22 protein-coding genes, 1 tRNA gene and 1 pseudogene are annotated in these 21017 nt (G+C 72.1%); 13 read left to right on the top strand and 11 right to left on the bottom strand.

The annotated features are described in order from the left end of the window. Window positions 1–41 precede the first annotated feature (41 nt). Window positions 42–1310 carry a DMT family protein gene (locus ACZ4VI_RS03120; RefSeq protein ID WP_467996068.1) on the bottom strand — a complete coding sequence of 423 codons (1269 nt, stop codon included), beginning with the start codon at window positions 1308–1310 and terminating at the stop codon, window positions 42–44. Beyond that, the gene (locus ACZ4VI_RS03115) at window positions 1307–2083 is read right to left on the bottom strand and encodes a phosphatase PAP2 family protein (RefSeq protein WP_467996066.1); all 777 of its coding nucleotides are present in this window, start codon (window positions 2081–2083) and stop codon (window positions 1307–1309) included. Before ACZ4VI_RS03115 ends, ACZ4VI_RS03120 begins: the two co-directional genes overlap by 4 nt. Before the next feature lie 147 nt (window positions 2084–2230). Between ACZ4VI_RS03115 and ACZ4VI_RS03110 the strand changes: the two genes are divergently transcribed. From ACZ4VI_RS03110 to ACZ4VI_RS03100, 3 genes are read left to right on the top strand one after another with little or no spacing between them, the layout of a single operon-like run. Beyond that, complete coding sequence (locus ACZ4VI_RS03110; protein WP_467996064.1) at window positions 2231–2833, top strand: TetR/AcrR family transcriptional regulator; 603 nt, start codon at window positions 2231–2233, stop codon at window positions 2831–2833. 56 nt (window positions 2834–2889) lie between these two features. Then, window positions 2890–3264, top strand: coding sequence for a DUF488 domain-containing protein (locus tag ACZ4VI_RS03105; RefSeq protein WP_467996062.1), 375 nt, complete (start codon window positions 2890–2892; stop codon window positions 3262–3264). A 40-nt stretch (window positions 3265–3304) separates the two neighbouring features. Further along, window positions 3305–4639: a cytochrome P450 gene (locus tag ACZ4VI_RS03100; RefSeq protein WP_467996060.1), complete on the top strand. Its 1335-nt coding sequence runs from the start codon at window positions 3305–3307 to the stop codon at window positions 4637–4639. Window positions 4640–4661: 22 nt separating this feature from the next. Here the strand turns inward: ACZ4VI_RS03100 and ACZ4VI_RS03095 are convergent, their stop codons facing one another. Next, window positions 4662–5132, bottom strand: coding sequence for a DUF309 domain-containing protein (locus ACZ4VI_RS03095; RefSeq protein WP_467996058.1), 471 nt, complete (start codon window positions 5130–5132; stop codon window positions 4662–4664). Between the two features lie 140 nt (window positions 5133–5272). Between ACZ4VI_RS03095 and ACZ4VI_RS03090 the strand changes: the two genes are divergently transcribed. Then, window positions 5273–5346, top strand: a tRNA-Pro gene (locus ACZ4VI_RS03090). A gap of 648 nt (window positions 5347–5994) precedes the next feature. On the opposite strand, the gene ACZ4VI_RS03085 is transcribed toward ACZ4VI_RS03090, so the two are convergent. The 3 genes from ACZ4VI_RS03085 to ACZ4VI_RS03075 form a co-directional block, all read right to left on the bottom strand. Continuing rightward, window positions 5995–6129 carry a hypothetical protein gene (locus tag ACZ4VI_RS03085; protein WP_467996057.1) on the bottom strand — a complete coding sequence of 45 codons (135 nt, stop codon included), beginning with the start codon at window positions 6127–6129 and terminating at the stop codon, window positions 5995–5997. Between the two features lie 151 nt (window positions 6130–6280). Next, entirely contained in the window at window positions 6281–6943 is a 663-nt protein-coding gene (locus tag ACZ4VI_RS03080) for a hypothetical protein (protein WP_467996055.1), read from the bottom strand. An 88-nt stretch (window positions 6944–7031) separates the two neighbouring features. Then, on the bottom strand, window positions 7032–7469 hold the full coding sequence (locus ACZ4VI_RS03075; RefSeq protein ID WP_467996053.1) for a hypothetical protein: 438 nt from the start codon (window positions 7467–7469) through the stop codon (window positions 7032–7034). A gap of 786 nt (window positions 7470–8255) precedes the next feature. Here ACZ4VI_RS03075 and ACZ4VI_RS03070 point away from each other — a divergent pair. After that, entirely contained in the window at window positions 8256–9410 is a 1155-nt protein-coding gene (locus tag ACZ4VI_RS03070) for an aminotransferase class V-fold PLP-dependent enzyme (protein ID WP_467996051.1), read from the top strand. 45 nt (window positions 9411–9455) lie between these two features. Here ACZ4VI_RS03070 and ACZ4VI_RS03065 read toward each other — a convergent pair whose 3' ends face one another. Further along, on the bottom strand, window positions 9456–9971 hold the full coding sequence (locus tag ACZ4VI_RS03065) for a putative immunity protein (protein WP_467996050.1): 516 nt from the start codon (window positions 9969–9971) through the stop codon (window positions 9456–9458). A 297-nt stretch (window positions 9972–10268) separates the two neighbouring features. Between ACZ4VI_RS03065 and ACZ4VI_RS03060 the strand changes: the two genes are divergently transcribed. Both ACZ4VI_RS03060 and ACZ4VI_RS03055 read left to right on the top strand, forming a co-directional pair. After that, window positions 10269–12089, top strand: a complete 1821-nt coding sequence (locus ACZ4VI_RS03060) for an ABC transporter ATP-binding protein (RefSeq protein WP_467996048.1) — start codon at window positions 10269–10271, stop codon at window positions 12087–12089. A 103-nt stretch (window positions 12090–12192) separates the two neighbouring features. Further along, complete coding sequence (locus tag ACZ4VI_RS03055; protein ID WP_467996047.1) at window positions 12193–12765, top strand: antibiotic biosynthesis monooxygenase; 573 nt, start codon at window positions 12193–12195, stop codon at window positions 12763–12765. A 38-nt stretch (window positions 12766–12803) separates the two neighbouring features. On the opposite strand, the gene ACZ4VI_RS03050 is transcribed toward ACZ4VI_RS03055, so the two are convergent. Continuing rightward, complete coding sequence (locus ACZ4VI_RS03050; protein ID WP_467996045.1) at window positions 12804–13727, bottom strand: ketopantoate reductase family protein; 924 nt, start codon at window positions 13725–13727, stop codon at window positions 12804–12806. Further along, window positions 13724–14287, bottom strand: a complete 564-nt coding sequence (locus tag ACZ4VI_RS03045) for a winged helix-turn-helix transcriptional regulator (RefSeq protein ID WP_467996044.1) — start codon at window positions 14285–14287, stop codon at window positions 13724–13726. The genes ACZ4VI_RS03050 and ACZ4VI_RS03045 overlap by 4 nt, the downstream gene beginning before the upstream one ends. Before the next feature lie 90 nt (window positions 14288–14377). On the opposite strand from ACZ4VI_RS03045, the gene ACZ4VI_RS03040 reads away from it, so the two are divergent. From ACZ4VI_RS03040 to ACZ4VI_RS03025, 4 genes and pseudogenes are all read left to right on the top strand, one after another. Beyond that, on the top strand, window positions 14378–15634 hold the full coding sequence (locus ACZ4VI_RS03040) for an ROK family protein (RefSeq protein WP_467996042.1): 1257 nt from the start codon (window positions 14378–14380) through the stop codon (window positions 15632–15634). Window positions 15635–15746: 112 nt separating this feature from the next. Then, window positions 15747–17221: pseudogene (locus ACZ4VI_RS03035) on the top strand (ABC transporter permease). A gap of 42 nt (window positions 17222–17263) precedes the next feature. After that, window positions 17264–17962 (top strand): ABC transporter ATP-binding protein, encoded by a 699-nt coding sequence (locus ACZ4VI_RS03030; protein WP_467996040.1) that lies wholly within the window; start codon window positions 17264–17266, stop codon window positions 17960–17962. A 68-nt stretch (window positions 17963–18030) separates the two neighbouring features. Further along, window positions 18031–18504 carry a hypothetical protein gene (locus tag ACZ4VI_RS03025; protein WP_467996039.1) on the top strand — a complete coding sequence of 158 codons (474 nt, stop codon included), beginning with the start codon at window positions 18031–18033 and terminating at the stop codon, window positions 18502–18504. 19 nt (window positions 18505–18523) lie between these two features. Here the strand turns inward: ACZ4VI_RS03025 and ACZ4VI_RS03020 are convergent, their stop codons facing one another. Beyond that, window positions 18524–18946, bottom strand: coding sequence for a DUF350 domain-containing protein (locus tag ACZ4VI_RS03020; RefSeq protein ID WP_467996037.1), 423 nt, complete (start codon window positions 18944–18946; stop codon window positions 18524–18526). 285 nt (window positions 18947–19231) lie between these two features. On the opposite strand from ACZ4VI_RS03020, the gene ACZ4VI_RS03015 reads away from it, so the two are divergent. Together ACZ4VI_RS03015 and ACZ4VI_RS03010 are read left to right on the top strand one after the other, a co-directional pair. Beyond that, a complete protein-coding gene (locus tag ACZ4VI_RS03015; protein WP_467996036.1) occupies window positions 19232–19768 on the top strand; it encodes a DoxX family membrane protein in 537 nt (178 codons plus the stop codon). 122 nt (window positions 19769–19890) lie between these two features. Continuing rightward, window positions 19891–20289, top strand: coding sequence for a phosphodiester glycosidase family protein (locus ACZ4VI_RS03010; RefSeq protein WP_467996034.1), 399 nt, complete (start codon window positions 19891–19893; stop codon window positions 20287–20289). Window positions 20290–20354: 65 nt separating this feature from the next. On the opposite strand, the gene ACZ4VI_RS03005 is transcribed toward ACZ4VI_RS03010, so the two are convergent. Beyond that, window positions 20355–20846, bottom strand: coding sequence for an SRPBCC family protein (locus tag ACZ4VI_RS03005; RefSeq protein WP_467996032.1), 492 nt, complete (start codon window positions 20844–20846; stop codon window positions 20355–20357). Between the last annotated feature and the right edge of the window lie 171 nt (window positions 20847–21017).

The raw sequence follows: 21017 nt of genomic DNA, 5'->3' as shown, positions 1-21017 counted from the left end.
GACCTGGGGAGCGGCCGCTGAAGGGGTGGGTGAGGTGTGGCTCACCCGGCGACGGGTGCGGGCTCCGGCGCGGGGGTGGGTGAGGCGTCGTCCGTACGGGGGAAGGGGAGGGGCTGTCCGGAGGCGGTGACCGGGGACGGGGGCGGGGGCGGGGGCGCGGTGGCCGGTCCCGCCCCGGTCGTCAGGAGCACCACCCCGCGTGCCGCCACCACCGAGGCGGCGGCCGCGACCAGCCAGCCCCACACCCCCGCGCGGAAGGTCTCGCCGAGCAGCGCCACGCCGATGACCGCCGCGGCGGCCGGGTTGGAGAGGTTGACGACGGCCAGGGGCGCGGCGAGGCCACCCCGGTAGGCGGTCTGCGAGAGCAGGAGACCGCCTACCGCGAAGGCGGAGATCAGCACCGCGATCAGGGCCGTCTGCCACCAGGCCGTCGCACCGCCCGGCAGCTCGCGGGCGAGCGCGGCGGTCAGCGTCTGCGTCAGCGCCGAGCCGACCGCGGAGGCGATCCCAGAAGCCGTCGCATGCCGGAGCCCCCGGCCCCGCGCGACACCACCCGGCGATCGAGCCCCGGCATCGGCACCGGCCCGGAAGCCCGAGCCGCCCGGCGAGGCCGCGTCGCCGCTGCCTTGCGGGGCCGCACTTGAGCCGACGCCGCCCCGCGAGCCCGTGCCCACACCGACGCCGCCTTGCGGGGCCGTACGCGCGCCCGCGCCCGCGCCGCCCCGCGCGCCCGCACCGCCGCCGCCCCGCGCGCCCGCGCCCGTGTGTGCCCGCGCTCGCGAACCCGTGCCTTCGCGTCGCCCTCCAAACCGCTCCTCAAACCGCCCTCCGTACCGCCCCCCGTACCGCCCTCCCGAAGCGAGTATCGCGATCATCAGCGCTGTCGCCGCAGCGACGATCAGGGCCTCGCGGACGCTGAGGGCGTCGCCCGGGGTTGCCGGGCCCGTGACCGAGATCAGGCCGACGAGGCCGGCCAGCGTCCACAGCGCGCCCCGCCACTCCGCACGGGTCACCCTCCGCCGCGCCCCGTACGCCCCGAGGGGCAGCGCCGCCACCAGGGTGAGCGCCCCCAGCGGCTGAACGAGCGTCAGCGGGCCGTAGTGCAGCGCGGCCACGTGGGCGAGCGCGCCCGCCGCGTTGAGGCCGACCGCCCACCACCACTGGCCGCGGGCGAGCAACGCGCGCAGCGCGCCGCGTCCGCCGTCGGAGGATGCGGCGAGCCGGGACTGGGCGACCGCGGCGAGGGCGTACCCAGCGGCGGAGACGAGCGACAGGAGGACGGCCGCCACGGTGCCTTGGAGGCCGCTCATCGCAGCATCCCCGCCGCACGCGGGAGAGGGCCGGTGCCCAGCGCCCGTACCGCCGCCAGCGCGAGACCGAGGAGGGCCGCCGCAGCGAGGGCGTCGAGCCAGTAGTGGTTGGCCGTGCCGACGATCACCAGCAGGGTCAGCGCCGGATGGAGCAGCCACAGCCACCGCCAGCGCGCGCGGGTCGCGGCGATGAGGCCGATCGCGACCATCAGCGCCCAGCCGAAGTGCAGCGACGGCATCGCGGCGAACTGGTTCGCCATCGAGTCCGTCGCCGGGCTCGCGCCGTACACCGACGGTCCGTAGACCCGCGCGGTGTCGACGAGCCCCGTCGCGGGGAGCATCCGGGGCGGGGCCAGCGGCATCAGCAGATGCAGGGCGAGCGCGGCGGCGGTGAGGAGGGCGAGGACCCGGCGGGACCAGACGTAGTGGGCGGGCCGGCGCCAGTAGAGCCAGGCCAGGAAGGCGATCGTGGCCGGGAAGTGCACGGCCGCGTAGTACGTGTTGGCGGCCCGGACGAGCGGTTCGCCGTGCATCAGGAGCGCCTGAACGGAGCCCTCGCCGGGCAGATGGACGGCCCGCTCCGCGTCCCAGATCCGGTCGGCGTTGTGGAAGGCCCTCAGTTCGTGGCCGTTGGCGAACAGCCGGCCGCACTTGTAGACGAGGAACAGCGCGGTGACGAGCACCAGTTCGCGCACCAGGCGCGGTCTCGGGGTAGCGGTCGGCTCCGGTTCCGCGGGACGTGTCCCCGGTATCCCGCGTATCCCGGCAGCCATGGTGGCGCGGCCCCTTTTGGTCGAATTGCCAACAAACGGGGGAAGCCTAGATCCGAATTCATCGAGACGCAAGCGTCTCGAAACGTTTGCGTCTCGATTGTGCAGCCCCTACCCTCGTATGAGCAGAGAGCTGTCCGGGAGGAAGCCATGTCCACGCAGGCCGCGACCGCCGCCGCCCGCCGCAGCAAGATCACCCCCGAGCGGGAGACCGAGCTCTACGAAGCCGTGCTCTCCCTGCTCCGGGAGGGCGGCTACGACGCGGTGACCATGGAGGGTGTCGCGGCCCGCACCAAGTGCGGCAAGGCGACGCTCTACCGGCAGTGGGGGACCAAGCCGAAGCTCGTCACGGCCGCCCTCGCCAAGCAGCGGTGCCCGTTCTTCACCGGCATCGACACCGGTTCGCTCGCCGGTGACCTCCGCGAGGCCGCCCACCTCGCCGCGACCCGCCGCGACCGGGACGCCGAACTGATGGAGGCCGTCAGCCAGGCGTACGTCCAGTACCCCGATCTGCGCGAGGCGCTCCGCGAGACCGTCATCAGCCCCGAGATCGCGGCGCTCGACGAGATCCTGCGGCGGGCCGTGGAGCGCGGCGAGATCGACCCGGACAATCCGGCGGTCGGCTTCGTCGCCCCCTGCTTCCTCGGGATGCTCCGCATGGAGCGGCTCTTCGAGGAGCGGTTCGCCGACGCCTCGACGATGCGTGTCTTCGTCGACTCCGTACTCCTGCCCGCGCTGAGGCCCGCACGCTGATGCCCGCAGGGCGCGCCTCGACGTGTGACCGCCCGCCCCTCCGGCACCCTGGACCCATGCCTTCCCCCGCACCCGACGTACGCGTCCGACGGATCTACGAACCCCCGTCACCCGACGACGGCGTACGGGTCCTGGTCGACCGCCTCTGGCCGCGTGGCCTCGCCAAGGACGACGCCCACGTCGACGAATGGCCCAAAGCGCTGACCCCCTCCACCGAACTGCGCCGCTGGTACCACGGCACGGAGGGCGCGTACGAGGAGTTCTGCCGGCGGTACGAGAGCGAGCTCGCCGAACCCGCGGCCGCCGAGGCCCTCGACCGGCTGCGTGCCCTCGCCGCGAAGGGCCGCGTCACCCTCCTCACCGCCGCCAAGGACCCGTCCCTCAGCCACACCTCCGTGCTGGAGCGCGCGCTGAACGCCACCGGGGCGTAGCCAGGGCACGCGGAGCCGGTCACCATGGCGGGGACCGCACATGTGTACGCACCTGCCCGAGTTCCGCACCTTCCCGTTCCGGAGGCACCGCGTGGACCCGACAACGCCCGCACCGCAGGCACCGCCCGCACCGCACGCACACGCACGTCACGAGCTGCTCGACGCGTTGCAGCGCAATCCGTACCCCCTCTACGCACGTGCGCGACAGACCGACGGTCTGACCTTCGTCCCCGAACTCGACGCGTGGCTGGTCGCCCGGGACGCCGACGTCCGCGAAGTGCTGCTGCGGCCCCAGGACTTCTCCTCCGCGCAGGCCCTGCGGCCCGACGTCCTGCCCACCCCCGCCGTCCTCGGCGTCCTCGCCCGCGGCTTCGGCGCACGCCCCACCGTCGTCTCCACCGACGGCGCCGCCCACCGCCGCCACCGCGCGCCGATCAACCGCGGCCTCTCCGCCGCGCGCGTCGCGGCCCTCACGCCGTACGCCACCGAGGTCGCCACCGCCCTCGTCGACGGCTTCGCCGCCGACGGCCGCACCGAACTGATGGCGTCCTACGCCCGCAAGCTCCCCGGAGCAGTCATCGGCCGGCTCATCGGATTCGCACCCGAGGACGTGCCCGCCGCGGTGCACGGAGGACACCGCGCCGAGCAGCTCCTCTTCCGCCCCATGGTCGAGGACGAACAGCTCGCCGCCGCCGAGGACGTGGTCGCCCTCCAGCACCTCCTCGACCGCTACGCCCGCGACCGGCGCGCCCACCCGCGCGACGACCTCTGCTCGGCGATGGTCGCCGCCCTCGCCCCCGACACCGGCCTCGGGCCCGGCCCCCGCGAACTCACCACGGACCAGCGCAGCGAACTCGTCGCCAACCTGCAGAACTTCCTCATCGCCGGACACCTCACCACCAGCGCTCTGATCGGCAGCACGCTGCTCCATCTGCTGCGCCACCGCGACCAGTGGGAGCTGCTGTGCGCGCGGCCCGCACTCATACCCGGGGCGGTGGAGGAAGCAGTCCGCTTCGACACCGCCGTCCAGGGATTCCGCCGTACGACCACCCGGCCGGTCAAGCTCGCCGGCACCGAACTGCCCGCCGGTGCCACCGTCTTCGTCGCCTACGGCTCGGCCAACCGCGACGAGGCACGCCACCGGGACGCCGACACCTTCGACATCACCCGGCCCGCGAGCCCCACCCGCCATGTCAGCTTCGGTCACGGCGCCCACGGCTGCCCCGGCTCTCAGCTCGCCCGCACCCAACTCCGGCTCACCCTGGAGCTGTTCACCCGCCGCTTCCCGGGGCTGCGCCTAGCGAAGGACCAGGAAGTCGTGATGCGGCCGACCATGATCCACCGCTCGCCCCTGGAGCTGACGCTCACCTGGTGACCCGCCCGTCCCGGGCGCCGCGTCACTCCCCGAGCAGACGCGGTGCCTCGGCGGCGGCGTCCGTCACCTCGCCCGCCCGGTCCGCCAACGCGCGGGCCCATAGGACGAGTCCGCCGACATCGATCCCGTACGGATCGGGCTGCCCGGAGATCCGGGCGGCACCGCGCAGCAACAGCCGCGCCCCGCCCGCCGCGTTGCCCCGGGCCGCATGCGTGAGCCCCACCGCCAGCTGCGCGAGCCCCTGCCACAGGTCCCGCTCGGCGGCGGGGCCGGTCTTCCACGCGTCCTCGAAGACCTCGTGGGCGTGGAACGGCATCCCCGCATCGAGCAGGCGCTGTGCCTCGCGCACGGTCTCCGCCGGCGTCCGCACCACGCCCTCGGGCAGCCGCGGCACCCCCTCGGTCCCGTACGGCAACGGCCGCCCCAGCCCGTCCCGGGGCCGCCCACTCCGCGCCCGCCCCTCCGCGTCCCGGTCCCTGCGCTTCCTGTCCACACCCCCATTCTGCCCCCGAGCCCGCCCCGGCCTGCGCGGATGCCAAGCGCCACCAACCGAGGGTGTGTCCCGGCGTCGCACGGAGTGAGGTAATGTTCTCTTGCACGCGGCCACCGGGGACGAACCGGGGGCACGGGCATCGGGACGTGGCGCAGCTTGGTAGCGCACTTGACTGGGGGTCAAGGGGTCGCAGGTTCAAATCCTGTCGTCCCGACTTGCTTTACGCAGGTCAGAGGCCGTATCGGAAGCATCCGATACGGCCTCGAGATCGTTTTTGGGGACCAGTCGGGGACCAGGGCGGTCGGCGCGGGTCGGACGGCGGCAACTGCCGTGACCGGCAGCGAACGAGGTGCACGGAGCACCATGAGGTGCCCGGAGAGCACCCGCATCTTCCGGATGAGCATCCCGGCGATGGACTGGGAACCCATCGACGTCGTCAGCACGTCCTCCAGCCGGCGGCAGCCGCGTCCGGCCGCCGGATGGCGCACGCCATCACCGGGCAGATCACCGTCTCCGCCGAAGCCGCCGGCCGCTCTGGCCGACGAGGACGCTGTGCCTCTCCCAGTGCTCAGCCGACTCATGGGCGCAAACTGTCATTTGACGCTGTCTCCGTCAGCCGGGTCGGCTATCTGGGCCCAGGTCCACACGACGCCTGTCGCCAGGGAGGCAAGCAGAGCGGCACGATCACGTACCAGCCGGTTACGCCCATCGTGACGTACACCGACCGTACCGTCAGCGCGTCCTGCGCGGTCAGTCCGGTCACGGCGAGAGCGAGGAACACCGCGACCGCGCCGAACCAGCCGACGGAGACGATCACATGAGCGGTGAGGGCGAGCTTGGGGCACGCGCGGCGATATGGCCATCAACCGTGGCCCCGCCTGCCGCCGTCGGCCGGCGGCTCATGGAGCTTGTGCGGGATCTCGTCGCCGAGGGCGCCGCGAGCGGCGCCCTGCGCGTCGACGTTGCCGCCGATGAGCTCGCCGCGTACTGCCCCCACGCCCTCGGCGCGGCGGCGGGGCTCCCGTCGAAGGCGGCGGTCGGGCGGCTCGTCGACGTGACTCCCGCCGGGCTGCGGCCCGCGGACTGTCCCCCGGGACGGTACGTCGGCGACCTCGGGCAGGCAGAGCCCGAGGATTGCCGGACCGCGGTCAGTGGCTATGGGACGTATGACCATCCTCTGCCGACTCGGCGGGTACCTGTGCCGGGTGATCCTGCTCAACGGGAGCCTGGTCTTGCTCCGCGGGGGTCTCGGTCGTGGAGCCGTGGTCGTGGCTGTGGCCATCGGAGCTGATGGTGCCGGCGAGGGCGGTCATGCCCAGCCAGGCCACGGCCGAGATGACGACGACGGCGGCCGCGAACGGGCTGACGAGGTGCCGCCAGCGGCCCTTGGAGTCCTTGGCGACGAACGCGACGTACGACATGAGCAGGCCGATGGGGGTCATCCAAGCGCTCCGCTCGGGGAACTGCTCGAAGTGCTGGATGCCGCCGCCGACCAGACCGACACCGAAGGACAGCAGCAGGGAGAACGCGACCAAGGAAACTGCCTGGCTCAGCGCCGGACGCTCGTCGGCCAGCACGAACTCGTTGACGATGGTGCCGAGGAGGAAAACGAAGGCGCCGACGACGCAGATGATCGTGTACAGAGACGGATCGATCGGGTAGTGGACGACGGCGCCGGCGATGAGGGCGGCGCCCATGAAGTAGAGCATCTGGCCGCTGTAGCGAGCCGGGAGTGACTTCTTGTCGAAGGCGAGGCGGCGTGGCTTTGAGGCGGGAGTCTGGTGGCGCTCGGGCTCGAGAACGGTGGTCATGTGGGTAAGGCCTTTCAGATCTGGGTGGATGAGAGCAGGCGGAAGCCGCGCCGGCACCAGTGGTGCCGGCGTCGCGCTGGCGTAGCTCTCAGCAGCGCAGGATCGAAAGTCGGTGTATGCATGGTGGGTCGCCGCTGCGGCTGATCCAGGGGTGCGTGGGTGCTGCCCATCGGCGGAGCGCGTAGAGGACGCGGTTGGAGCCCCCGTGCCTGAGGGCGAACGCGAGCAGGGCGGCGAATATGCACAGCAGCGCCAGGCAGCTCTCTCCGGCTCCGCCGTGGTCGCACGGGGATTCGTCGTCCCGGCTGTGCGGGGTTCTGGTGGCGTCCCCGGGGGTGACGTCAGCGTGAGCGTGCTGCGTCTTGTCCCCTGCTTCGATGAGCGGGAACGCGGCGGCGTGCCCGCTGTGGGCCTGCTGGTGTGAGGCCAGGGCGTGCATCGCGAATACGGCAAGCACCATCACGAGGAGCGTTGCCCGCAGCAATGCTCCCGTGTGGTCGTCGCGACGGACCTTGCCTGAGATCACGCTTCACGACCATAGGAGAGCTTGGTAGCGGAAAGGCAACAGGGGGCCTCCCCACCCTGCACTGAGAGGAAGATAACACCAGGTGAGGATGCGTCATCGCGGCGTCCCGGCGTGGCCGCGCCCCCAACCTGCCGTACGGCGGGCGGTCCAGACCTACGGCGTCGGAGTCCCCGGCTCGCGCAGCGCGACCTGGTACTACAGCGGCGTCCGGGAGATCATGGCGGCGGGAGCCTTCCGGGTGATCCGTGCCGCCGCCGTGGTCCGTATGGCCGGGTGCCTGAGACGTGGGGGCAGCGACGCCCACGGCGGCCGCGTACCCCAAGAGCGCCGGCGCCGCGTTCACTGGCTTCCAGGCCGTCCTCCATGGGTGCGGCCGAGTACGCCTCGCGGGTCGCGACGGCCTTGCACCGGCAGATCCGACCGTCTCTGGCGTGTGTGAGATGCCCGAGATGCTCGACAAGACTCGCCGTGCACTGGGCGGCGAGAGCGATCCGCCGGAGAAAGGTGTCTGACCTGACATCGCTTCACGGACAGCGGCCGTTTGGGTCATGGTGCTGTGGGCACTCGCAGCCGCCTTGCGTAACCTCGATCCCAGAAGGGCACCGGCAGCTATTCCGCCACCGTTTCGCCGGTCGCGGTGTGAAGGGGTGCTGGATGTCGATGACGAGTCGGCGTGATCTGCTGGCGAGATCTGCGGGAGCGGTGGCGGTCACCCTCGTGCCAAGCGCCTGCGCGGCAGGGGCGAGCACACCGCGGGAGCGGCCGGTCACTACGCCCGATGGGCGAGTGGACTGGGACGCCTTGCGGGCGCAGTTTCGTCTGGAGCCGGGATGGGCGAACCTTGCGTTGTTCTACCTGGCCTCGCATCCGAAGGTGGTGCGGGACGCGGTGGATCATCTGAGTGCACAGGTCGACGCCAATCCTCTGTCGGTGCCCACGGGGATGGCGTTGCCCGACGGTCCGACCGGATGGCCCCGGGTACGCCAGGCCCTCGCGGCCTATGTGGGAGGCCGGGCCGAGGACATCGCGATGACGGCGAGCACGAGTATCGGGCTGGGTGTCGTCTACAACGGCGTCGTGACCCGTCGGGGACAAGAGTTCCTGTTGACGGAGCACGACCACATCTCCCATCGGACCGCCGCCCGACTGGCCGCAGAAAAGCATGGCAACACGGTGCGGTTGGTCTCCTGGTTCGCCGATCCGGCCACCGCGACGGCGGACGGCATCGCAGCGGCAGTCGGCGAGGCGATACGCCCGAACACCAGAGTCGTGGGGATCACCTGGGTGCAGTCCAGCACGGGGCTTCGGATGCCGGTGCGTGCGGTGGCCGAGGCGGTGCGACGGGCCAATGAAGGGCGCAGTCCTGCCGACCGGTGCCTGCTGGTCGTCGACGGCGTGCACGGGCTGGCGGCAGTCGACGAGGATGCCGCCGGCCTGGGCGCGGACGTGGTGATCGCCGGAACGCACAAATGGCTGTTCGGTCCCAGGGGAACGGGGCTGGTGTGGGTGGCGCCGGACGTCCTCGACCAGCTGCGGCCCACCTTCGTGAGCTTCATCGGGAGCGGAGGAGCAGCGGCCCTGTCACCCGGCGGGTTTCTGGCGTTCGAGCATGCCTTCGCCCTGCCGGTGGCGGTAGCGCTGCATGAGCAGCTGGGCCGAGCACGCGTTGCCGCCCGCATCACACAGCTGTCGACGCGGGTGAAGCAAGGACTGAGCCGCATCCCCGGGGTCACCGTGCACACTCCTGCCGACGCGGGGCTGTCAGCGGGCATCACGTGTTTCAGCGTGGCCGGACACACCCATCAGCAGGTCGTCGACCACGCCGCCGCCCGCCGCGTGCGGCTGTCCACCTCGACCTACACCCGCATCGGCACCGCCGTCATCAACACTCCAGCAGAGATCGACACCGCACTCGACAGCCTGGCCGATCTCAGCCGCTGAAAGCGGCTCAGGGCTTCCCCGTGTCATCGCGCAGCAGAATCCGACTCAACAGTCGAACACCGACCAGCAGATGTCGTTGCGCAACCTCTGGTCATCAAGCACGAGCTCGCGGATCGCCTCCGGGAGCTGATCGCGCTGCCACTGGCACTCGAGTCGCCCCGCGGTCTCGCTCTCGCCTTCCGGTGCCGCTGCGCGTGCTGCCTTGATCGCGTAGGCGGCCGCGCCGAGCTCGTGCGCGGCGACGTGGGCGACGGCCCCGGCCTGGCCGGCGGCGTACGCGGCATGCCGTGCCGCCCCGCGCAGGTCTCTGGCTGCCCCCATCGCATGGCCGCCCGCCGCGCGAGCCTGCATCATCCTGACCTCGCCACGCACCCAGGCCCGGGCATGCTCGATCGCCTGACGCGGTCGCGGGTCCCCAGGCTGGGCCGACTCGAAGAGGCCAAGGACGTGCTCTGCACACGAGGCAGCCCACAGAGCGAGGAGACGGTGATCCGCATCAGTGAGAGTCCCACCACGGCGGATCGTCACGAAGCGAGGGTCCCGGACCTTCGGGAGGATCATGACGTGCGCTCCCTCCTGCGCGCATCGGCGCCACTTGCTGCGGTGTGCCCTGGTGGCCGGCCGGCCACCAGGCTCGGGGAATGATCCAGAGTGCCGGACAGACCCCTGGCAAGTACAGCAGAACCCGAGACCACTCCAGCCGACCGGTCGGGGCGATCGAGCTACCCCCGGCGCAAGCGCGTTTCCTCGGAATGGCGAGTACACGGCGGCGGCGCTGCGAAAACGCTTGGACCGCGCGGGGCCCTTCGCGGGACACTCCGTTTTGTCACTCGTCGGTCCGACAGCACAGGGTTTGAGATGGAATCAGCTCAATCGTCCGAAGGGTTACCGAGCAGGGGCTCGGTACTCCTCGCACTTCGCTATTACGGACGGGAACTGGCCCGGCTCCGGTGGCTGACCGTGCCGGCCATGCTGTTGCCGGCGATCGGCAATATCGGCATCTACTACATCGCCCCGCTCGTCGTCGCCAAGCTGGTCGGACGGATCGCCGGGGGAGAGGGCGCCGGTGCCGCGATCGGTTCGATGCTGCCGTACGTTCTCGGTTTCGCCGGCGTGCTGTTGCTCGCGGAGGCCTTGTGGCGCGTCGGGCTGCACTGCCTGAACCGCCTCGACGCCCGGGGCATCGAGAACCTGTACGTGATCGGCATGGACGAGCTGTACGCGAAGGACGCCGCGTTCTTCCACGACAACTTCGCCGGGTCGCTGACCAAGCGGGTCCTGAGCTTCGCCTCCCGATTCGAGGAGTTCGTCGACACGCTGACGTTCTCGGTCATGGGCAGCTTCGTGCCGCTAGTGTTCGCCTCGGTGGTGCTGTGGCAGTACGACCCGCTGCTCGTGATCGGGCTCCTGACGCTGATCGTGGTCACGGCGCTGTGCGTGACACCGCTCATCCGTCGCCGCCAGGCGCTCGTCGCCCGGCGGGAGCAGGCGATCGCCCGGGTGTCGGGCCATGTCGCCGACAGTCTGATGAACATGGACACGGTCCGGTCGTTCGCCGCCGAGGAACGCGAGGCCGCCGAGCACCGGTCCCGCGTCGCCGAGTCGCGGCGGCTCACGCTCCGTTCGTGGGACTACGGCAACCTGCGCATCGACACCCTGGTCGCGCCGATGTCGGTGCTGACCAACGTACTGGGCCTGGTGCTCGCCCTCTCGCTGGGCGCGGGAGAGCACGGCGTGGAGGCCGTCGTCGTGGCCTTCACCTACTACGCCAACGCGACCCGGATCATGTTCGAGTTCAACCAGATCTACCGCCGCCTCGAGAGCTCGATGACGGAGGCCGCGCAGTTCACCGAACTCCTCCTCGAACCGCCGACGGTGGTCGACCCGGCATCCCCCGAACCGCTGCTGTCGAAGGGCGCCGACGTGCGCTTCGAGAAGGTGACCTTCGCCCACGCGGGCGCCGAGCCGCTCTTCGAGGGCCTCGACCTGGCCGTGGACGGCGGAGCGAAGATCGGATTCGTCGGCCGGTCCGGCGGCGGCAAGACCACGCTCACCCGCCTGTTGCTGCGGATGACGGACATCGACGCCGGCCGGATCCTGATCGGGGGTCAGGACATCAGCCGGCTGCGCCAGGCCGACCTGCGCAGCCTGATCGCCTACGTGCCGCAGGATCCGGCGATGTTCCACCGCTCGCTGCGGGACAACATCGCGTTCGCCCGGCCGGGCGCGACCGACGCCGAGATCCGCCGCGCCGCCGAGGCGGCACACGTCACGGAGTTCGCCGACGCGCTCCCCGAGGGCTTCGACACCATGGTGGGCGAGCGCGGCGTCAAGCTGTCCGGCGGACAGCGGCAGCGGATCGCGCTCGCCCGGGCCATCCTGCGCGACGCCCCGATCCTGCTGCTCGACGAGGCGACCAGCGCCCTGGACTCCGAGAGCGAGATCCTGGTCCAGGACGCGCTCTGGCAGCTCATGGCCGGGCGGACGGCCCTTGTCGTGGCGCACCGGCTGAGCACGGTCGCCACCATGGACCGGCTCGTCGTCCTCGACCGCGGACGGATCGTCGAGCAGGGCACGCACAAGGAACTGCTCGCCACGGGCGGCGCGTACGCGAAGCTGTGGCAGCACCAGTCGGGCGGCTTCCTCGACGACACCCCCGCGCGGGCCGACCTGCACTGAACCGCCGTGCGGCGGCCCGCCCCAGGCCGAAGGTCCGGAGTCCGCCGGGCTGCCCGCGCCGCGTACAGTGAGGGCGGGCGCGGTGTGATCACGAGGAGTACGAGTGACCGCGGTGAGTCTTGAGCACGCCACCGTCCCCGCCGACACCGGCGAGGTGACCCTGCTGATAGCCCGCCGGGTGGAGCCCGGCTACGAAGCCGCCTTCGAGCGGTGGGCGAAGGGCATCCTCGACAGCGCGGCCGCCTTCCCCGGCCATCTCGGCTACGGGCTCTTCCGCTCCTCCGGCGGCGACGCCCCCTGGTTCCTCGTGCACCGGTTCCGGGACGCGGAGGCCTGCCGGGCCTGGCAGGAGTCGCCCGAGCGGGCGGCCTGGTTCGCCGACTGCGAGGGGCACCACCACACCGAGATCGCCCGGCGGAGACTGACCGGCATGGAGACCTGGTTCGCCAAGCCGGGCTCGACGCGGCCGGCGCCGCCGCGCTGGAAGATGGCGATCAGCGCGACCCTGGCGATCTACCCGATCTCCCTGCTCGGCAGCTACTTCCTCGTGCCCCGGCTGACCGCGCTGCCCCTCGTGCTCAGCAGCGCGGTCATCGCCTGCGTCTTCAACGTCCTGATGACGTACGCGGCGATGCCGGCCGTGAGCAGGCTCCTGCGGGGATGGCTCAGCCGGTAGGCAAGAACTACGCGCTCCGGGAGCCTCTGACAACAGGTTCAGGCAGCCGAGACCCGTGCCTGGTGGACGCGCAGGTGGAGGGTCGCCAGGTCGAGCAGCGGGGTGGGTACCGACAGGGCGCGGGCGCGTGCCACCAGGTCGCCGAAGAGGTGCTCGACCTCCGTCGGGCGGCCGGCGACCAGATCGCGGTAGAGGGAGGGCACCATCGGGGACCCGGTCGCGGTCACGATGCCGAGCGTCGCGGACCGTTCCGGCTCCGGTACGGGATGGCCCGCCGCGGCCGACACCGCCGCCGCCTCCGCGAGGACTGCCGGGCCCAGTTCCGCTCCGCCCGGTACGGCGTTGACCTCGCCGACCGTGCCGCGCATCAGGCTCGTCACCGCGCCGAAGGTGGTGATGAAGACCCACTTGTGCCACATCGAGGCCATCACGTCCTCAGGCACCACGGCGTCGATGCCCGCCTCGCTCAGCACGGACCGGATCTTCTCCACGCGGGCGGAGGGCGAGCCGTCCTGCTCGCCGATCGTCAGATGGGCGAGCGGCGCGAGGCGGACGATGTCCCCCTCGTCGCTGAGGGTGGTGACCACCTTGGCGACGCCGCCGAGGACCGGTCCGGCGCCGAACCGGGCGTTCAGGGCGTCGACATGGGCGAGACCGTTGAGCAGCGGCACGATCGCCGTGTCCGGGCCGACGGCCGGAGCGATGTCCTCGATCGCCTGCTCCAGGGCCGTGGACTTCACCGAGAGGAGGACGAGGTCGTACGGAGTGGTCAGCGCGTCGGCCGTGACGAGCCGGGGCTCCAGGGACCATTCATCGTCCCCTCCCGTGATGCGCAGACCGCGCTCGCGCAGGACGGCGGCCCGGTGCGGACGGACCAGGAAGGTGACGTCCTGTCCGGAACGGGCGAGCAGGGCACCGAAGTAGCCTCCGGTGGCTCCGGCGCCGACGACCAGGATCTTCATGAGTGCGGACCTCTCGGGGAGCGTTGCGTGGTGGACGGTGTGAGCAAGGGTTGGAGCAGCCGGTGCGGGCGGGCCAGAGCCGCCGTCACCGGGTCGTCGTCCTCGGCCGCGGGGCCGAGCCCGGGGCCGGGGGTCACGAGGAGGTCGCCGACCGGGACCGATGCCCCGCAGCCCGTACAGCGGCCGTCCTCGGCGACCTGGGCGTCGTCGTCGGCGTGGCGGAAGACGCGGCGCGGGCCGCCGCCCGCCGCGTAGAACTCATCGCCCCAGGAGGTGAGCGCGCGGACGGCGGGCCAGAGCGCGATGCCCTTGGGGGTCAGGGCGTACACCTCGCGGCGTCCCGTGTCCGGCAGGCGGGCGAGGACGCCCGCATCCGTGAGGCCGGCCAGCCGGTCCGCGAGGACGGCGCGGGGGAGCCGGAGATGGGCGGCGAACTCGCCGAAACGGCGGACCCCGAAGAAGGCATCCCGCACGATCAGCAGGGTCCAGCGCTCGCCGACGACCTCCATGGAGCGGGCGAGGGCGCAGGTCTGACCGCCGTAGTCGCGGGGGAGTGGCATGGCGCAGACAGTAGCGGAAAGAGTTCGTTGGTTGAACTGTTTTGTGCGGGGAGAGAGGAGTGGGAGAAGGGGGATTAGGCTCGACGCACGATGAAGAAGACTCCGCGGACCGGGGACGCGCACCCAGTGGAACGGAAGCCGTCGGAGCCGGCGCGGCCCTCGGAGCCCAAGGCCGACAAGGCGACCGTGCGGCGGCACAATCTCAGCCTCGTCCTGCGCACCGTCCACGCGGCCGGCGAGACGACCCGCGCCGCCGTCGCCGCGCGCGTCGGACTCACCCGTGCCGCCGTCTCCTCCCTGGTCGAACAGCTCCTGGAACAGGGCTTCCTCGTCGAGTCGGGCAAGACCTTCAGCGGACAGGCAGGGCGGCCGGGAACGGTCCTGAAGGCGGCCGACACCGGGCCGGCCGGGCTCGGGGTCGAGATCAACGTCGACTACGTGTCCGTCTGCGTCGTCGACCTCGCCGGAGCCGACCGGGTCCGGGTCACCGAACCCCTCGACAACCGCACCGCCGAGCCGGAGGAGGTCCTCGCGCGCGCCGCCGGGATCGCGGCGGACGCCCTGCGGAGCGCGGCGGAGCGGGAGCTGCGCCCGGCCGGGGTACGGCTCGCCCTGCCGGGGCTCGTCTCGTCCGGCGCCGTCCACCAGGCGCCCAACCTCGGCTGGAACCGCGTGGCGGCCGACAAGCTGTTCGGCGCCGCGCTCTCCGCGCTCAGGCCGGGTCGAACGGACCTGCCCGTGGCCTCGGACAACGAGGCGAACGCGGCGGCGCTGGCGGAGTTGTGGTGCGGCGACCTGGGTGACGTACGGAGCTTCCTGTACCTCACGGGCGAGATCGGGGTGGGCGGCGCGATCGTCGTCGACGGCGAACTGCTGCGTGGCGCACACGGCTTCGCCGGCGAGATCGGCCATGTGCCCGTGGACGAGAACGGCCCCCTGTGCCGCTGCGGCTCGCGGGGCTGCCTGGAGCAGTACGCGGGCCAGTCGGCGCTGCTGCGGGCGGCGGGAGCGGCCGACGTCGCGGAGCTCGCGCGCCGCGCCGACGCGGGGGAACCACGCGCGGTGGCCGCCGTCGAGGAGGCCGGGCGGATGCTCGGGCTCGCGCTCTCCGGCGCGGTGAACCTGCTCGACCCCGAGGCCGTCGTCCTCGGCGGGATATACCCGCGGCTGATGGACCGCCTCGGCCCGGCCGTCGACGCCGAACTCGCCCGCCGGGTCGTCTCCGGTCTCTGGACCCCGGCGGCGGGCCGCCTCCGCGCCGCCTCCACCTCCACGCCGGCGGCCCGCGGCGCGGCGACGTTCGTCATCCGTCAGGTCCTGACGGACCCTCTCTTGTACACCACCTGAGCCCCCGCCAGCCGGCCCACCACCCCTCCGGGGGCGAGGCACCCGGCGACTCTCATCCCACTCTCACCCAGGCCTTATCCAGCCATCACCGCGCGCCCCTAGCTTCGCGCTCATGTTCTTCACCTACCTCCGGCGCGAACTGCGCCGTCGCAGAAAGGCGGCGCTCGTCGTCGCCTCCGGGCTTGCGCTCGGGATCGCGTTGGTCATCGTCGTCAACTCCGTCTCCTCCGGGATGAAGCAGGCCCAGACCCAGGTCCTGGAGTCCCTTTACGGGCTCGGCACCGATCTGACCGTCACCAAGGCGCGTGAGGAGCCCAAGGCCGGTGAGCAGGCGCAGCGGCCGCGGTTCGAGTTCGACGCCAAGGAGGACGGCGAGGAGCAGAGCAGCGACCGGCTGATGGTCCAGGGCTTCCAGACCCTGCCCGCCTCCACCGTCGCCACCGTCGCCGAGCAGGCCGGCGTCGCCCAGGCCGTCGGCGGCCTCAGTCTCACCAACCTCAAGATCGACGGTGAGTTCAAGCGCGGCGAGTTCAAGCAGGCCCAGCCCGCCCAGCCGGCACAGCCCGGCGGCCCCGGCGGCGGAAGCGGGGGCGGGGGCCGTGTCGAAGGCGGAGGCGCCGCCTTCGACGTCAACTCCTTCACGCTCTACGGCACCGACGTCACCGCCCCCGAGATCGGCCCCCTCACCACCTCCACCGTCACCAAGGGCCGCACCTTCAAGACCTCCGAGACCAATAGCCAGGTGGTGGTGATCGACAGCGCCTACGCCAAGCAGGAGGGCCTCGACGTCGGCAAGACGCTCACGGTCAAGGGCGTGACGTTCGAGGTCATCGGGATCGCCACCGCCGACAGCGGCCAGGCCGCCGCCCAGGTCTACCTGCCGCTCCAGCAGGCGCAGACCCTGTCCGACTCCAAGGACAAGATCACCACCGTCTATGTGAAGGCGACCGACTCGACCAAGATCGAGGCCGTCAAGTCCACCATCCAGAAGAACGTCTCCGGCACCACGGTCACCACCTCCGCCGACCTCGCCGAGACCGTCTCCGGCTCCCTCGACACCGCCGCCAACCTCGCCACCAACGTGGGCAAGTGGCTCTCGTACGGCGTCCTCGTCGCCGCCGTCCTCGTGGCCGGCCTGCTCACCTCCGCCGCCGTCAGCCGCCGCGTGCGCGAGTTCGGCACTCTCAAGGCGCTCGGCTGGAAGAGCGGCCGCGTCACCCGGCAGGTGATGGGCGAGGCGCTCGTCAACGGCCTGATCGGAGGCGCTCTCGGCATCGCCGTGGGCCTCGGCGGCGCGTACCTCGTCACCGCCGTCAGCCCGACGCTCACCGCCGAACTCGGCGGCGGCGCGCTGAACGCCGGCGGCCCCGGCGGCGCCCGGATGCTCGGCGGCCCCGGCATGACCGCGGTCCGCGACGGCGCAGGCGCGGGCAACACCCTCGACATCGCGCTCACCGCGCCCGTGAGCGTCACGACCGTCGGCCTCGCCGTCCTCCTCGCCTCGGCGGCGGGCTCGTCGCGGGCGGCTTCGGCGCCTGGCGCGCCTCGCGCCTGCGCCCGGCGGACGCGCTGCGCCGCGTCGAGTAAGCCCACGCCCGAACCCCCATCACGTATCGCAGGAGTTGCACCATGTACGAACTCACAGGCGTCACCAAGCAGTACCGCAGGGGCCAGGAGAGAGTCGACGCGCTCGACGGGATCGACCTCACCATCAGGGAGGGCGACCGGCTGGTCATCCAGGGCCCCACCGGCGGCGGCAAGTCCACCCTGCTGCAGATGCTGGGCGGCCTCGACCGGCCCACGTCGGGCAGCGTGATGCTCGACGGTGTCGATCTGGCCAGACTGCCCGAGAGCCGGCTGACGGCCGTACGCAGTCAGAACATCGGCTTCGTCTTCCAGTCCTTCAACCTCATCCCCACGCTCACCGCCCAGGAGAACGTGGAGACCGCGCTCGTCCCGATGGGCCTCAAGGCGGGCGAGCGGCGCGGCCTGGCGGCGGAGGCCCTGGAGGCCGTCGGCCTCGGCGAACGCCGGGCGCACCTGCCGTCCGAGCTCTCCGGCGGACAGCAGCAGCGCGTCGCCATCGCCCGCGCCCTGGTCAAGCGGCCCAAGGTGCTCCTCGCCGACGAGCCGACCGGCAACCTCGACGAGTCGATGCGCGACGAGATCGTCGAGCTGCTCGAAGGCCTCTGGAAGGAACATGGGCTGACCTTCGTGATGGTCACCCACGACAGCGCCATCGCGCGCCGCGCCCCGCGCCTGGCGATCATCCGCAAGGGCCGGATCACGATCAAGGAGAACCGTCACGCGGAGGCGGTGGAGGCGTAGGTCCCGTCACCCTCACCCCCGTCCCCCGGTGACCGTCCGCTGTCAGTGGTGCGCCGTACGGTTTCGGTATGACGACGAACCGGGGGACCTTCCAGGCGGCGACGGGGGACGATCCGCCGCTGCCGGAGGGAGACGTGGAGCAGCGGTCCCGTGAGGTGCGGGCCGCCGTCGAAGGGCTGCTCCAGATCAGGCGGCTCGCCGGCGGCGGGGGTGGTGGTGATCCACGGCAGCGGCCCGCGGAGTGGGAGCGAAGACAGCCGGTACGGGCGGTGGCGCTCGCCCTTGAGGCCGCGGGCATCACGCCCTCGGCGCTCGACGCCTCGGGTGTCCGGGTGGCGACGGGCTACCGGGTCACGGCCGGGGAGCGGCCCGGGACCGTGGTCGTGGAGTGGGTGGGGCCGCCCGGCGGCGGAGCCGCCCAGGAGGAGGAGTCCGCCCTGGGCGCGTGCGTTCCCGTACTGGAGCGGCTCGGCTGGGAGGCGCTGCTCTACCGGGGGCCGCGCCGCAGACGGTTCCTGGAGGTCGAGCCGATCAGCGGGTGAGCACGGGGGCCCGGCCGGCTCAGGCGATGGAGGCGGAGATGATCGCGGAGACGGCGATGTTGCAGGAGGCCGTGACCCAGACCGCCGGGTGCGGCTGCGGGTCGACGAGCGTCGCGCCCAGCTTGCCCGGCGTGACCAGGTCCACCACCAGGAACGCCACGGCCATCATGACCAGGCCGAGCAGACCGAAGGCGGCCGTGGACGCGAGGCCCTTGCCGAAGTCGTCGTACGTCGTCCAGATCGAGGTGAAGACGATGCCGCCTATGCCGAGCAGCGCGGAGCTCAGAAGCGTCGCCGCGTTGCGGTTGCGCTCCTCCCAGATCTGCCGGCCGAGCTTCCCCGGCGTGAGCACGTCCACCAGGACGATGCCGAGGATCAGCAGCACCACGCCGAGGGCGCCGTAGGCGGAGGCCCGGCCGAGGCCGTTGACGATGTCGCTCATGGGTTGCCGGCTCCGAGGAGAGAGGGATCGTGAATGATCGCGGTCAAGGACCGGCAAAATGTAGCGCATGCGTTGCAGTCCGCCATGGGCCGGGCGCGGTGGCCGACGACCGCGTCGGTGCCGTCCGGGGTGGTGACCCGGCGCATGTCCTGGAGCCCCGCCTCCGTGAAGGCGCCACATGTGGCGCAAGACCTGCCCAAATGGAGCAACATCGGGCAGGTCGCCGCCTCCAGGGAGGTGAGAGTGAGAGGCGTACGCCTTCGGCTCTGCCCAGGGAGACCCCAGATGACCACCCTCAACCGACGCGACCTCGGGCTGCTCGTCCTCCGGGTCGGCACCGGCGCCGTCCTCGCCGCGCACGGCACGCAGAAGCTCTTCGGCTGGTTCGGGGGTGGCGGCGTCGAGGGCACGGCGAAGGCGATGGAGGCGATGGGATTCCACCCGCCGCGCGAGAGCGCGATCGCCGCGGGCCTCGGTGAGGCGGGTGGCGGGGCCCTGCTGGCCCTGGGCCTGGCCACCCCGGCGGCCGGCGCCGCCGCGGCCGGCGCGATGGCGGGCGCGGTCGCCGTGCACCTGCCGGCCGGCTTCTTCGCCCAGGGCGGCGGCTACGAGTACCCGGCCTTCGTCGGCTTCACGGCGGCCGCCATCGGCGTCGCGGGCGCCGGCCGATACTCCCTCGACCACGCCACCGGCCATGTCGTGGACCGCCCGTGGGTCGTCGCGACCGCGTTCATCGGCAGCGCTCTCGCGGCAGCGGCCGTGGTGGGCCGCCGCGCCCAGTCCCGGAGCGACGCGGCGAAGGGGGACGAGGACACCGTCTGACCATGGCCCGGCCTCGGCAGTCGCCGCGGGGGCGGGAACGACCAGGTAGCGGCCGCCGGGGCGCAGCACCGGGCTACTCGCCGCACACGGCGAGACGACCGGGCCCGGCGTGTGGCAGCCAGGTGGACACCGCCTGTGTCACCGACGCCGTAAGCACGGGCGCAGGCGGACACCGCCAGTGTCACCGGCGCCGTACGCACGCACGACCGGCCGGTGTCCGCCACCGCGACCTGCTGTCCAGCCTCGCCCGGACCCGGGCGAGCATCCCGGGGCTGCGCGGCAGCCCGCGCTCGGTGATCCGCGTGGACGGCCGCCAGGCCGGGTACAGCGAGGGCCTCCGCATCGCGCAGACCGCTGAGCTGATGCGGCAGCTCGGCGCGCGCGAGGCGATGAACCTCGACGGCAGCGGCTCCAGCGTCCTCGCCACGGCCAGGTCGGGCATCGCCGGCGGCCCTCGAACGCGACCGGGCAGCGCACGCTGGGCACCGTACTCCTCACCCGGACCCGTGACACCCGGCTGACGACGAACGGTGGTCCGGCCGGTCGGCCGCCCCCGCGTGGCGACCGGACGGACCGGTCGAGCTGTTCATTGGGTCTTCGGAGGCTCGTCGCCGGCGTCCGCGGGGCGCAGGCGGCCGCGCCAGCCGCCGGTGGGCCTTTCGCGGTCCTCGATGAATTCCTTGAACCGGTACAGGTCGTTTTCCACCCGGCTGTCGACCACGCCCATGGCCGCTGCGGCCTTCTCCGTGAAGCCATGCGGCGCCAGGTCCATGGCCAGCGTCACCTGGGTGTGCGTCTCGTCCAGGGACTGGAAGGTGACGACGCCCTTCTGCTTCACGTCACCGCCCACCGTGCGCCACGAGATGCGCTCGTCCGGCAACTGATCGACGATCTCGGTGTCGAACTCCCGTGTCACCCCGGCGATCCTGGTGCGCCAGTGGAGGTGCCTGTCGTCGATCTGCCGCACATCCTCGACGCCGGCCATGAACCGGGGGAATTCCTCGAACTGCGTCCACTGATCGTAGACATGGCGCAGCGGGGCGTTCACATTGATCGTGGCGTGCACCATGGCGGTCATCTCCCTCGGTCGGCGGTGACCCGATGCGCAGCTACCCGCCCCCGCGCGGCGCAATCCGGGGCCCGGAAAGCCGAGGCCGCCGCCCGTTTCGCCACCCCGACCGGCGGGCACTCGCACCAGGCACGTACGACACGCACGTACGACACGCACGTACGACACCACACCGCCGAG

The sequence above is a fragment of the Streptomyces sp. NPDC029169 genome, from assembly GCF_055563935.1.
The sequence above is the reverse complement of the archived record's forward strand: the minus strand, read 5'-3'. Positions and strand labels throughout refer to the sequence as shown.